This window comes from Enterobacter cloacae complex sp. IR5458, from assembly GCF_049238025.1.
In the GTDB taxonomy this organism is placed as follows: domain Bacteria; phylum Pseudomonadota; class Gammaproteobacteria; order Enterobacterales; family Enterobacteriaceae; genus Enterobacter; species Enterobacter kobei.
On record NZ_JBMKIF010000013.1, the window covers coordinates 81,396 to 94,504 of the forward strand.

Below are 13,109 nucleotides of genomic sequence, written 5' to 3' on the forward strand. Positions count from 1 at the left end.
TTATGCCTCACCAAGATACGCGCGGATCACGTCCGGATTGTTGCGGATCTCTTCCGGCGTGCCGTTTGCCAGCGGCGTGCCCTGGTTGACCACGTAAATACGGTCCGAAATACCCATCACCAGCTTCATGTCGTGCTCAATCAGCAGGATGGTGGTGTCGTGGTGATCGCGCAGCTCGGCAATCAGCTCGTCCAGCTCTTTGGTTTCTTTCGGGTTGAGGCCCGCCGCCGGTTCGTCGAGCATCAGGATCTCCGGCTGCGTCACCATGCAGCGCACAATCTCCAGACGACGCTGATCGCCGTAGGCCAGGTTGCTCGCCTGACGGTTGGCGTGCTGCAGCAAGCCGATGCGGTCGAGCCAGGTGGCGGCGCGGTCGAGGGCCTCCTCCTGGGCTCGGCGGAAGGCCGGAGTCTTCAGCAGACCGGAGAACAGCCCGGTTTTGAGCTGCTGATGCTGTGCCACCAGCAGGTTCTCAATCACCGTCATCTCGCGGAACAGTCGCACGTGCTGGAAGGTACGCACCACGCCCATGCGGGCAATTTGCTGGCCAGGCAGCCCTTCCAGGTGCTTATCGCGCAGCATGATGGTGCCGCCCGTCGGCTTGTAGAAACCGGTCAGACAGTTAAACACCGTGGTTTTTCCCGCGCCGTTGGGGCCAATCAGGGAGACGATCTCTTTCTTATGCAGATCCAGATTCACGTTGTTGACCGCCAGCAGGCCGCCAAAACGCATCATCAGACCGTTAACGGATAATAATGGCTGACTCATGCCTGCTCTCCTTTCGCTTTCCCGTTCTTCAGCTTCAGCTGTGGACGGGTCATCGGCAGCAGGCCCTGCGGACGCCAGATCATCATCAGCACCATCAAACCACCCAGCATCAGCATGCTGTATTCGTTAAAGTCACGCATCAGCTCGCGCGAGACCACCAGCAGGATGGCTGCGAGAATGACGGCAAACTGCGAGCCCATCCCGCCGAGCACCACAATCGCCAGCACAAAGGCCGATTCGGCAAACGTGAACGATTCCGGGCTGACGAAGCCCTGACGCGCGGCAAACAGCGTCCCGGCGAAACCGGCAAACGCGGCGCTGATGGTAAACGCGGTCAGCTTGATGCGGGTCGGGTTCAGGCCCAGGGAGCGGCAGGCGATCTCATCTTCACGCAGCGCTTCCCACGCGCGGCCCAGCGGCATGCGCAGCAGACGGTTAATCACGAAAAGGGTCACCACCACCAGCAGCAGCGCAACCAGGTAGAGCCAAATCACGCGGTCGGACGGGTCATACTTCACGCCAAAGAAGTTGCTGAAGGTATCCCAGCCGCCTTCGCGGGCGGTACGGCTGAACTCCAGCCCGAAGAAGGTCGGTTTCGGGATCTGGCTGATGCCGTTCGGACCACCGGTGATTTCGGTGTTATTCAGCAGCAGGATACGGACGATTTCGCCAAAGCCTAAGGTCACAATCGCCAGGTAGTCACCGCGCAGGCGCAGCACCGGGAAGCCCAGCAGGAAGCCCGCAGCGGCAGAAACCAGGCCCGCCAGCGGCAGACAGGTCCAGAAGCCGAGGCCGTAATAATGGTTCAGCAGCGCGAAGGTGTAGGCACCGATGGCGTAAAAACCACCGTAGCCCAGCACCAGCAGGCCAGAGAGCCCCACCACCACGTTCAGGCCGAGACCCAAAATCACGTAAATCATGGTCAGGGTAGCGATATCCACCGTGCCGCGCGAGACCACGAATGGCCACGCCACGGCCGCCACCAGCAGCGCCACGAGGAACAGCTTTTGCTTCACGGTGGAACCGTCGATTGCCGGCAGGACGAATTTCGGGCCAGAAACGTTTTTCAGCGTCTTCTGGAACAGCGGACGCAGCAGCTGGAACAGGAACACCACCGCCGTGCCAATAAACACCCACTGCCAGCGGATGTCAGGTGCGGTATCCACCACCAGTTTGGTGCCGCTCAGCTCCAGCTGGACGCCCATAAAGACGCCCGCCAGCACGAAGAACATGGCGGCAGAGAGCAGCGCCATTGCAAAATGCATCGGTTTCATACTTTCTCTACCTCCGGACGGCCCAGAATACCGGTAGGCATGACCAGCAGAACCAGAATCAGCAGGGCAAACGACACCACGTCTTTATATTCGGTGCTCAGGTACGCCGAGGAGAGCGCTTCCGCCACGCCCAGGATCAGGCCGCCGATCATCGCGCCAGGAATACTGCCGATACCGCCAAGTACTGCCGCGGTGAAGGCTTTCATTCCGGCCATAAAGCCGATGTACGGGTTGATCACGCCGTAGAACTGGCCGAGCAGCACGCCCGCCACTGCCGCCATCGCGGCGCCGATCACGAAGGTCAGGGCAATCACGCGGTCAGTATTGATGCCAAGCAGGCTCGCCATCTTCAGGTCTTCCGCGCAGGCACGGCAGGCGCGCCCCATGCGGGAATAACGGATGAACAGCGTCAGGGCGAGCATCGCAATAAAGGTCACGACCCAGATGACGAGCTGCATAGTGGTGATAGAGGCAGAGAAGTTTTCGCTGGCCCCCACGATCCACTGGCCGTTAAACAGGCTTGGCAGCGCCACGTCGCGCGACCCTTCGGTCAGGCTGACGTAGTTTTGCAGGAAGATCGACATACCGATGGCGGAGATGAGCGCAATCAGACGCTTGGAGCTGCGCACCGGCCGATAGGCCACGCGCTCGATGCTCCAGCCATAGGCGCTGGCGATCACAATGGCGCCGACAAACCCGGCGGCAACCAGCAGCCAGCTGCTGTCGATGCCCATCATCATCAGGGCGGCGATGATCATAAAGGAGATGTAGCTACCGATCATGTACACCTCGCCGTGGGCGAAGTTGATCATGCCGATAATGCCGTAAACCATCGTATAGCCGATGGCAATCAGCGCGTAGGTGCTTCCCAGCGTGACGCCGTTAAACATCTGCTGCAGGAAATAGAGAAACTGCTCGGACATATGCAAACCTTTTTATTCCCGCCCGGTGGTCCGGGCGGCGGGATAATTATTTGGCGGCCGAGGAAGACCCGTCGGCGTGCCACTTAAAGACACCAAACTCAAATCCCTTCAGATCGCCTTTCTCATCCCAGTTCAGCGGCCCAATCACGGTGTTCGCCCCGTGTGCTTTTAAATCTTTCACCAGATCCAACGGCTCTTTGCTGCCGGTACGCTCCAGAGCCGTCGCCAGAGACTGTACAGCCGCGTAGGTGATCCAGACATACGGACCACTCGGGTCCTTTTTCTGCGCCTTAAGCGCATCAACGATAGCCTTGTTCGCCGGATCCTGGTCATAGCGTTTTGGCATCGTAACCAGCATGCCTTCGGCAGAATCGCCCGCGATGTTCGACAGGGAGGCATTACCCACGCCCTCTGGTCCCATAAACTGGGTTTTCAGACCGGTGGCGCGTGCCTGACGCAGCATCTGCCCCATTTCAGGGTAGTAGCCGCCGTAGTAAACGAAGTCGATGTTCTCTTTTTGCAGACGAGCAATCAGCGCGGAGAAGTCTTTCTCACCGGCAGTGATGCCGTCGAAGAAGACGATGTTCGCGCCACCTTTTTTCAGGCCGTCCTGAACGGAACGCGCCAGGCCTTCGCCGTACTGCTGCTTGTCATGAATGATGGCAATGCGCTTTGGCTTTACGGTTTCGAGGATAAATTTGGCGGCGGTGGGTCCCTGGGAAGAATCGAGACCGGCGGTACGCATAATGTGCTGATAGCCGCGCTGGGTCAGTTCTGGGTTAGTGGCGCCGGGGGTGATCATCAGAATACCTTCGTCTTCGTAGATATCAGACGCAGGCTGGGTGGACGATGAGCACAGGTGGCCAATCACATACTGGATGCCATCGTTGACGATTTTGTTGGCGACCGCGACGGCCTGTTTCGGATCGCAGGCGTCGTCATATTCCACGCCCACCAGCTTGTCGCCTTTGATGCCGCCTTTGGCGTTGATGTCTTTGATGGCCTGGCGCGCGCCGTTGAACTCCATATCACCCCACTGGGCAACAGGGCCGGACATTGCGCCCACGACCGCAACTTTGATCTCTTCCGCCATGGCTGCATGCGAGATCGCCAGTGCAACCATTCCCGCGATAAATGTTTTCGCGTTCCTTTTCATCTCAGAATCCCCATTCGTGATGTCGTGTTTATATTTTGTTTTATTATGGTTAAAAAGCATTCTGTACTTTTAATGCACAACGCTATTTTTACCAGTGCCTTTAATGGTTTAGCGCAGTTTTTTGCCAAAAACCAGACTAAAATCTCTATTTTTCAGGCGATTAAGCAAAGATAATATTCTGAAATCATGCAGAGATAAACAAATAAAAGTGCAGTTTGCAGCATAAAATAACGGTACAAAGCGCCGAATAAATCACTACCATTCAGGTTAAAATTCTGCTTATTTTTCGATCCATGTGTTTTCAAACTGCCCAGCGCGTTACCAAAAAACTAATCACCTGGTTAATGAGAATAAAAAGAGGAAGCCGCTGAGTGAATAAATTGAGTACACTGCCCCTACTCAATTTGATTTGGACATGTAGCTAATGAAACTGACTATCGTGCGTCTGGTGACCTTTAGCGACCAGGATCATATCGACCTGGGCAAGATCTGGCCGGAATATTCCCCTTCGTCGCTACGCGTCGACGAGACTCACCGCATTTATGCCGCGCGTTTCAACGAACGCCTGCTGGCTGCGGTTCGCGTGACCCTGAGCGGTACAGAAGGGGCGCTGGACTCACTGCGTGTACGTGACGTCACCCGGCGTCGCGGCGTGGGGCAGTATTTAATTGAAGAAGTGATCCGCGAAAACCCGAACGTGACCTCATGGTGGATGGCTGACGTAGGCGTAGAAGACCGCGGCGTGATGGCGGCGTTTATGCAGGCGTTAGGGTTTACGGCGCAGGAGAGTGGGTGGGAGAAGCGCTAAAAGAAAGCCGGGTGGCGGCTGCGCCTTACCCGGCCTACATTCTCCACCGTATTTTCCCAAGCATTTCGTGTTGCAGGAAGGCGGCAAGTTATGAAATCCCCGGAAGCTTACATAAGTAAGTGACCGGGGTTGAATAACGCAGCCAACGCACCTGCGGCGCGAAAGGCGACGGGAAAATTATTTGGCGTCTGTCGCCGTACCGTTGGCATGCCAGTCAAACACGCCGAACTCAAAGCCTTTCAGGTCACCCTTCTCATCCCAGGACAGTGGTCCCATCACGGTTTCGACGGTGTTCGCTTTCAGCCAGGTCGCAATCTCAGCCGGATCGGCTGACTGGTTCAGACCCGCCTGCAGAGACTGAAGCGCCGCGTAGGTGGTCCAGACGAACGCGCCGCTTGGATCCTGTTTCTTCGCCTTGATGGCATCTACGATAGGTTTGTTCGCAGGGACCTGGTCGTAGTTCTTCGGCTTGGTCACCAGCAGGCCTTCAGCGGATTCACCTGCGATGTTAGACAGGGAAACGTTCGCTACGCCTTCAGGCCCCATAAACTGGGTTTTCAGACCGGCTGCACGCGCCTGGCGCAGGATCTGGCCCATCTCCGGGTGGTAACCGCCGTAGTAAACGAAATCGATATTCTCTTTTTTCAGGCGCGCCACCAGCGTGGAGAAGTCTTTCTCACCGGCAGTGATCCCATCGAAGAAGACCACATTGGCGTTGCCTTTCTTCAGACCATCCTGCACCGCACGCGCCAGACCTTCACCGTACTGCTGTTTGTCATGAACAATCGCGATACGCTTCGGCTTCACTTTATCCAGAATGTATTTCGCCGCCGTTGGACCCTGGTCAGAGTCCAGGCCCGTGGTGCGCAGGGTCAGTTTGTAGCCGCGCGCGGTCAGCTCCGGTGCGGTCGCCGCCGGGGTGATCATCAGAATCCCTTCGTCTTCGTAGATGTCAGACGCAGGCTGAGTTGAGGAAGAGCACAGGTGACCGATAACGTATTTGATACCGTCGTTCACCACTTTGTTCGCAACCGCTACCGCTTGTTTCGGGTCACAGGCATCATCATATTTTACGATCTGCAGTTTTTCGCCTTTAATACCGCCCTTAGCATTAATGTCTGCAACCGCCTGTTCAGCGCCCGTAAATTCCTGGTCGCCGTACTGTGCTACCGGACCGGACATTGCGCCAACCACAGCCACCTTAATGTCTGCCTGTGCCATGGTGCTGAATGCCAACGCAATACATCCTGCCAGTAACGCTTTACCCTTCATGTTCATCCTGAGATTCCCCATTATTATGGTTATTACGATTGTTGTGATGTTGTTGTGCAGCGCTTTATTTCAGTTATTGGTGTGCTGTTCGCGCTTTTTCAGCATACTCTGCTAAAACATACCCCATTTTTATGATTTTGGAATAGCTAATTTGAAATGAATATATGATAAGCCCGGCAAAGATTTCACCGGGCGCGCGGCTTTAACGTGTCAGCGAGGCGGAGATAATGTCCAGCGCTTGACGGAACTGCACTTCGGGGATTGTCAGCGGATAAAGGAAACGAATAACGTTGCCGTAAACGCCGCAGCTCAGCAGAAGCAGACCGTCCTGCAGCGCGCGTTCCTGTACCTGGCGGGTGAATTCCGGCGAAGGCTGGCCCGTTTGCGGGTCATTAAACTCTACCGCCACCATCGATCCTTGCGCGCGAATGTCGGCGATATACGGACAGTGTTCCTTCGCTTTGTTCAGCACCTCTACCAGGTGATGACCAAGATGCGCAGAACGTGTACAGAGATCTTCTTCATCAATCACGTCCAGCACCGCATGCGCAGCGGCAATCGCCAGCGGGTTCCCCGCGTAAGTACCGCCCAGCCCGCCCGGCGCAGGTGCGTCCATCACGTCGGCACGGCCCGATACCGCAGAGAGCGGCATCCCACCCGCGAGGCTTTTCGCCATGGTGATCAAATCGGGCTTCACGCAGTGGTGTTCCATCGAGAACAGTTTGCCTGTACGGGCGAAACCACTTTGTACCTCGTCGGCAATCAGCAAAATACCGTGGGTATCACAGAGGGCACGCAGCGCCTGCATAAAATCGGCAGGTGCAATATTGAAACCGCCTTCCCCCTGAACCGGTTCGAGAATAATGGCCGCGACCTGATCCGGTGCAATATCCGCTTTAAAGATGCGCTCCAGGCTTTTTAACGCCTCATTCGTGCTAACGCCGTGCAGATCGTTCGGATACTGCGCGTGATACACCGAGCCAGGGAACGGACCAAAGCCCAGTTTGTACGGCGCAACTTTGCCAGTCAGCGCCATGGTCATAAAAGTACGGCCGTGGAACGCGCCGCCGAAAGTGATGAGGCCAGGACGTCGGGTATAGGCGCGGGCTATTTTAACCGCGTTTTCAACCGCTTCTGCGCCCGTCGAGAAAAAGGCCGTTTTGGCCGGGCCATCAATGGGCACGCGCTGGTTGATACGCTCGGCCAGCGCCACATAGCCTTCATACGGCACAATCTGGTACGCCGTATGGGTAAAGGCGTGGAGTTGTTTTTCAATAGCGGAAATGACTTTGGGATGGCGATGGCCGGTATTCAGCACCGCAATGCCGGCGGCGAAGTCGATATACTCGTTGCCTTCTACGTCCCACACCGTGGCATTTTCGGCTTTATCGGCATAGAAATTACACATGACGCCGATACCGCGCGGCGTCGCCTGCAAACGCCGGTCGTTCAGTTCATTATTTTTCACCCTGTCCCCCTGAGAAAATCGCCTGCTTAGCGCATCAGTAAGTGTTTGCCAGGGGGGAGGAATTCGCCAGAGCGGGCGCTAAAAAAACAAAACCCCCGGACTCTCATCCAGGGGTTCTCAGTGTACTTCGCAGAAATTACGCTTCGATAGCGGCGCGAAGTTTTTTCATGGCGTTCTTTTCAAGCTGACGCACACGTTCAGCAGAGACGCCGTAGCGGTCGGCCAGTTCCTGCAACGTGGACTTGTTGTCTTCGTCCAGCCAGCGGGCACGGATAATATCCTGACTACGTTCGTCGAGGCCTTCCATCGCATGGGTGAGCTTATTCGCGGCCTGATCTTCCCAGTTATCCTCTTCAATGCCGTCAGCAAAGTTGGAGGTTTTATCCTGCAGATACAGAACCGGGGCCATTGGCTGGCTGTCAGAGCCGTCGTCGTCGGAGGACATATCAAACGTCATGTCCTGCGCGGCCATACGGGATTCCATCTCACGCACATCTTTGCTGGATACACCCAGCTCGCGCGCCACCATTTCCACTTCATCCTGATTGAACCAGCCCAGACGCTGCTTGGTTTTACGCAGGTTGAAGAACAGTTTACGTTGCGCTTTTGTCGTGGCGACTTTCACGATACGCCAGTTGCGCAGCACGTATTCATGAATTTCTGCTTTGATCCAGTGTACGGCGAAGGAGACCAGTCGCACACCCACTTCCGGGTTAAAGCGACGTACAGCCTTCATCAGACCGATGTTACCTTCCTGAATCAAGTCCGCCTGCGGCAGGCCATAGCCCGCGTAATTACGAGCAATGTGAACAACAAAGCGCAGGTGAGACAGGATCAGCTTTTTCGCTGCTTCCAGATCGCCCTGGTAATGCAGCTTTTCAGCAAGCTCCTTTTCTTCCTCGGCCGTTAACATCGGCCAGGTGTTCGCAGCCCGGATGTAAGATTCCAGGTTACCAACAGGGGCTAAAGCTAAAGTTTGCATTTCTTTGGTCATTCATTCCTCTCAATGTTTCTTCTGGTCCAGGTTGTCCCCGTCAGGCAACAACCATGCCAAAGCGTTTGAGCAACGAGATTAGCATTCACTCTTTTATCAGACAGTGATTTTATCCACAAGTTCCAGGTGCAACAGTGAATAAATTACGCACAAAATGTGACATGGAGATGATAACAGGGGAAGAGACAACAGGGACGCTTTCCCTGCAGAGCGAACATCTCGGTGCAGGGAAAGATTATATCACGCTTTTATTAGTCGGGAGTAAAGTGGCGTAAATGTTGAACGGTCGCCAGCCAGGCTGCCACCCAACCAATCATCGAGCAAACCAGCAGTAATAACAGGCACTCGTCAAAGCCTAAGCCACTGATATCAAACTTAGTTCCGAAAACCTGCGCCACTTCCGTCACGGCCGATGACAAACGCATCACCAAAATTTCTGACAAAATCAGTGAAAGAAATGCCCCAGAAAAACCGAGCAATGCGCCGCCATAGAGGAACGGACGAAGGATGAAGCCATCCGTCGCGCCAATCAGTTTCTGCACGTTAATGGTATCGCGGCGAGCAAAAATGCTCAGGCGCACGCTGTTACCAATGACGAGGAACACCGCGGCCACCATCAGTACGCCGATCATCGCCGACACACGTCCCACCAGCCCGGTCAGCGCGGCAAGACGGGCAAACCAGCTGTCGTCCATGCGCACTTCATCAATTCCGTTAATCCGGGAGATGCGATCGCGTAACGTATTTAGCGAATCGGTTCCCTGGAAATCGAGCTTCGGGATCACCACCGCCACCGCAGGTAACGGGTTCTCTTCGAGCATATCCAGCGCGCCGCCAAAACCGGACCAGTTGCGAAACTCGCCCAGCGCTTCTTCACGGGAAAGATAGTTGACCTTCTCCACGCCCTGCTCGGCCTGGATTTGCCCGACCACCTGCGCCGCCGCGTTATCGTCGAGCGCTTTATCCAGATAAACGGTGATCTGCGGCGACGGATAATACTGGGACGCCGCCTGGTTCACGTTCTTATAAACCATGTAGCAGACGCTTGGCAGCGTCAGGGAGATGGCGATGACCATCACCGTCAGGAACGTTGCCAGCGGTTTGCTTTTCAGATCCTGCAACGCGCCGTGGAAAGCGTAGCGCACCTGCTCGTTAAACACGTTGGTTTTGCGCGAAGCCGGCTTTGGCGCCGCTTTCTGGCGCTTAGGTGCGTTACGATTGCCATCACCGCCACCCTGCGGCTTACGGAAACGGTCAAACCGGTTCCCGAACTGCCGAATCTGGTTCATTGCATCACGCTTGTTCACCATGGCCTCCGTGCAAATGTCCATCGCTCAGAGTCAGCATGCGGTACGAACGACGGGAAATCAGCCCGATATCGTGCGTCGCCATCAATACTGTGACCCCAACGCGGTTGAATTCCTCAAACAGACGCAAAATCCCTTCGGAGAGCGCATCGTCCAGGTTACCTGTGGGTTCATCCGCCAGCAGTACGGCCGGCTTGTTCACCACCGCACGGGCGATGCCCACACGCTGCTGTTCACCGCCGGAGAGCTGGATCGGGAAGTTCTTCGCTTTGTCCAGCAGCCCAACCTTATCCAGTGCCGCAGAGACGCGACGACGGATATCATCATAGCTGGCACCGGCAATAATCAGCGGGATAGCGACGTTATCGAAAACGGTGCGATCCATCAGCAGATGGTGATCCTGGAAAATCATGCCGATCTGACGACGCAGGAACGGCACTTCACGGTTCTTAAGACGGCTAATATCATGGCCGCTGAACCAGATTTTCCCGGCGCTTGGCCGTTCGATCCCACAGATAAGCTTGAGCAGAGTACTTTTCCCCGCGCCGGAATGGCCGGTCAGGAATGCCATCTCGCCTGGCTGCAGGTGGAATGTGACTCCCTGCAGCGCTTGTCTCCCACCGAGATAGGCCTTGCTGACGTGTTCAAAGCGAATCATTGTTAGTCCTCTCGGGCAAATAGTGCCTCAATAAAGTCGTCCGCTTTAAACGGACGCAAATCCTCAATACGCTCGCCCACACCGATGTAGCGGATAGGAATGCCGAACTGGTCGGCTACGGAGAAGATCACCCCGCCTTTCGCGGTGCCGTCCAGCTTGGTCAGTGCGATCCCGGTCAATCCTACCGCTTCATTGAACAGCTTCGCCTGGCTAACGGCGTTCTGTCCGGTGCTGGCGTCGATAGTCAGCATAATTTCATGCGGTGCATCTTCGTCCAGCTTCTTCATGACGCGGACGATTTTCTTCAACTCTTCCATCAGGTGCGATTTGTTCTGCAAACGCCCTGCGGTGTCAGCAATCAGCACGTCCACGTTACGGGACTTCGCCGCCTGAATGGCATCAAAAATCACGGACGCGGAATCCGCGCCGGTATGCTGGGCAATCACCGGAATGTTGTTCCGCTGGCCCCACACCTGCAGCTGCTCAACCGCCGCCGCACGGAAGGTATCGCCCGCCGCCAGCATCACCGATTTGCCCTGCTGCTCGAACTGACGCGCCAGCTTGCCGATAGTCGTGGTTTTACCCACGCCGTTAACACCCACCATCAGAATAACAAATGGCGTTTTGCCTTCAATATTAAGCGGTTCATCAACTTTTGCGAGAATTTCACCCATCTCGTCTTTCAGCAGGCCGTACAGTGCCTCGGCATCGCGCAGCTGTTTGCGGCTTGCCCCTTCGGTCAGGCTGGCGATGATTTTACGGGTGGTTTCCACCCCCACGTCAGCGATCAGCAGTTGCTCTTCCAGCTCTTCAAAGAGATCGTCGTCGATCTTCTTGCCGCGGAACAGACTGATAAATCCGGAACCCAGATTTTCTTTGGTTTTTAACAGGCTGCGCTTCAGACGGGCAAAGAAACCTTCTTTGGTCGGTTTTTCCTGCTCCTGAACGATCTCTTCTTCAGCCTGCTCCTGCTCTTCCACCGGCACGACGATAACCGCGTCTTCAGCCGCTTCCACCGCCAGCGCCTGGGCTTCCAGCTCGTCGTCGGTCAGCTCTGGCTCAAGCGCCGCCTCTTCTTCCACCGCCTCAACAATTTCAACGGTTTCCGCTTCGGCCTGCCACTCTTCTGCAGATACCTCTTCGGCTTTAACCTCTTCCGGCAGCGGCAGCTCTTCATGTTCGATAACAGCCTGCGGTGCGTCGGTAACGGCTTCGGGCACAACCGGTTCTGGCTTCTCGCTCTCCTGAACCTGTTCAGTGACTTCAACCACCTCTTCAGCAAACGATTCAATCTCTTCTTTGCTGTGGACAGGTTCTTCCGCTTCGATAACCGCAGCGGTTTCTACAGGCGTCTCAGGCTGTGACTGCTCTTCTACAACCTGTTGTTCTTCGGTTTTCTGTTCTGTTTCTTGCTCTTTTTCACCGAAACCCAACCAGGAAAAGAAGCCACGTTTTTTTTGTTTTGCCATCTGCGACTACACTCCTCGCGGCGCTATATACAGGGAAGCTAAAAAAATGATGAAATAGTCTAACACTTTACTTAATTGACATCACCGCCCGCAATCGCAGGGCAATGGTTAACAGAGCTTTCCAGAGATGAAGAAACCCACCCGCGCCCCGGCCGGTCAAATTCGAATTATCGGCGGTCAGTGGCGAGGCCGGAAATTACCGGTGCCGGACAGCCCCGGTTTACGCCCGACAACCGACCGCGTTCGCGAGACGCTGTTTAACTGGCTCGCCCCGTCAATGGTAGATGCCCACTGCCTGGACTGCTTCGCCGGCAGCGGTGCATTAGGGCTCGAAGCGTTGTCGCGCTACGCCGCCAGCGCCACGCTGCTGGAGATGGAGCGCGGCGTGGCACAGACGCTGCAGCAAAATCTGGCGACGCTCAAAGCGAGTAACGCCAAAGTCGTAAACACCAATACCCTGAGCTTCCTCGCGCAGAAAGGCACGCCGCATCAGGTGGTGTTTGTCGATCCGCCGTTCCGCAAGGGGCTGCTGGAAGAGACGTTATCCCTGCTGGAACAAAACGGCTGGCTGGCGGATGACGCATTAATTTACGTTGAAAGCGAAGTGGAAAACGGTCTTCCGCCAGTGCCCGCGCACTGGGATCTGCACCGCGAAAAGGTTGCCGGTCAGGTCGCTTATCGTCTTTATCACCGTCAGGTACAAGGAGGCTCTGATGCCGGTACTGATTAACCTGGGACGTTTGCTGATGCTGGGCGTCTGGGCATTTTTGATTTTGAATCTGGTGCACCCGTTCCCGCGCCCGTTGAACATCTTCGTTAACGTGGCGCTGATTTTCACCTCGTTCATGCACGCCCTGCAGATGGTAATGCTGAAAAACGGCCTGCCAAAAGATGGCCCGCCGATGACCGGCTGGCAGCAACTGCGGGTATTTATTTTCGGCGTGTTTGAGTTGCTGGTGTGGATGAAGAAGTTTAAGGCGCAGGTGAAGAAGTAGGGTGCGGCCTGATGCCC

13 protein-coding genes are annotated in these 13,109 nt (G+C 55.7%); 3 read left to right on the forward strand and 10 right to left on the reverse strand.

Annotated features, from left to right (window positions below):
• Genes livG through livK form a run of 4 tightly spaced genes read right to left on the reverse strand, consistent with a single transcriptional unit; the run spans position 1 to position 4,121 of the window.
• Entirely contained in the window at positions 1-768 is a 768-nt protein-coding gene (gene livG / locus ACOTYN_RS12755; protein ID WP_014882123.1) for a high-affinity branched-chain amino acid ABC transporter ATP-binding protein LivG, read from the reverse strand.
• Positions 765-2,042 carry a branched chain amino acid ABC transporter permease LivM gene (gene livM / locus ACOTYN_RS12760; RefSeq protein WP_023331790.1) on the reverse strand — a complete coding sequence of 426 codons (1,278 nt, stop codon included), beginning with the start codon at positions 2,040-2,042 and terminating at the stop codon, positions 765-767. Before livM ends, livG begins: the two co-directional genes overlap by 4 nt.
• The gene (gene livH, locus ACOTYN_RS12765; RefSeq protein WP_014882121.1) at positions 2,039-2,965 is read right to left on the reverse strand and encodes a high-affinity branched-chain amino acid ABC transporter permease LivH; all 927 of its coding nucleotides are present in this window, start codon (positions 2,963-2,965) and stop codon (positions 2,039-2,041) included. Before livH ends, livM begins: the two co-directional genes overlap by 4 nt.
• Positions 2,966-3,011: 46 nt before the next feature.
• Entirely contained in the window at positions 3,012-4,121 is a 1,110-nt protein-coding gene (gene livK / locus ACOTYN_RS12770; RefSeq protein ID WP_014882120.1) for a high-affinity branched-chain amino acid ABC transporter substrate-binding protein LivK, read from the reverse strand.
• A 424-nt stretch (positions 4,122-4,545) separates the two neighbouring features.
• Here livK and panM point away from each other — a divergent pair, with 424 nt between their 5' ends.
• A complete protein-coding gene (panM, locus tag ACOTYN_RS12775; RefSeq protein WP_014882118.1) occupies positions 4,546-4,929 on the forward strand; it encodes an aspartate 1-decarboxylase autocleavage activator PanM in 384 nt (127 codons plus the stop codon).
• Positions 4,930-5,106: 177 nt separating this feature from the next.
• On the opposite strand, the gene livJ is transcribed toward panM, so the two are convergent.
• The 6 genes from livJ to ftsY form a co-directional block, all read right to left on the reverse strand.
• Entirely contained in the window at positions 5,107-6,207 is a 1,101-nt protein-coding gene (gene livJ / locus ACOTYN_RS12780) for a branched chain amino acid ABC transporter substrate-binding protein LivJ (protein ID WP_014882117.1), read from the reverse strand.
• A 196-nt stretch (positions 6,208-6,403) separates the two neighbouring features.
• On the reverse strand, positions 6,404-7,669 hold the full coding sequence (locus ACOTYN_RS12785; protein ID WP_045268812.1) for a 4-aminobutyrate--2-oxoglutarate transaminase: 1,266 nt from the start codon (positions 7,667-7,669) through the stop codon (positions 6,404-6,406).
• 136 nt (positions 7,670-7,805) lie between these two features.
• The gene (gene rpoH, locus ACOTYN_RS12790) at positions 7,806-8,663 is read right to left on the reverse strand and encodes an RNA polymerase sigma factor RpoH (protein ID WP_014882115.1); all 858 of its coding nucleotides are present in this window, start codon (positions 8,661-8,663) and stop codon (positions 7,806-7,808) included.
• A 251-nt stretch (positions 8,664-8,914) separates the two neighbouring features.
• Entirely contained in the window at positions 8,915-9,970 is a 1,056-nt protein-coding gene (ftsX, locus tag ACOTYN_RS12795) for a permease-like cell division protein FtsX (protein ID WP_023331786.1), read from the reverse strand.
• A complete protein-coding gene (gene ftsE, locus ACOTYN_RS12800) occupies positions 9,957-10,628 on the reverse strand; it encodes a cell division ATP-binding protein FtsE (protein ID WP_014882113.1) in 672 nt (223 codons plus the stop codon). The genes ftsX and ftsE overlap by 14 nt, the downstream gene beginning before the upstream one ends.
• 2 nt (positions 10,629-10,630) lie before the next feature.
• Positions 10,631-12,097, reverse strand: coding sequence for a signal recognition particle-docking protein FtsY (gene ftsY / locus ACOTYN_RS12805; RefSeq protein WP_071922695.1), 1,467 nt, complete (start codon positions 12,095-12,097; stop codon positions 10,631-10,633).
• Between the two features lie 127 nt (positions 12,098-12,224).
• Between ftsY and rsmD the strand changes: the two genes are divergently transcribed.
• Together rsmD and ACOTYN_RS12815 are read left to right on the forward strand one after the other, a co-directional pair.
• The gene (gene rsmD, locus ACOTYN_RS12810) at positions 12,225-12,827 is read left to right on the forward strand and encodes a 16S rRNA (guanine(966)-N(2))-methyltransferase (RefSeq protein ID WP_045135381.1); all 603 of its coding nucleotides are present in this window, start codon (positions 12,225-12,227) and stop codon (positions 12,825-12,827) included.
• Positions 12,811-13,092 carry a DUF1145 family protein gene (locus ACOTYN_RS12815; protein ID WP_014882110.1) on the forward strand — a complete coding sequence of 94 codons (282 nt, stop codon included), beginning with the start codon at positions 12,811-12,813 and terminating at the stop codon, positions 13,090-13,092. Before rsmD ends, ACOTYN_RS12815 begins: the two co-directional genes overlap by 17 nt.
• Positions 13,093-13,109 lie beyond the last annotated feature (17 nt).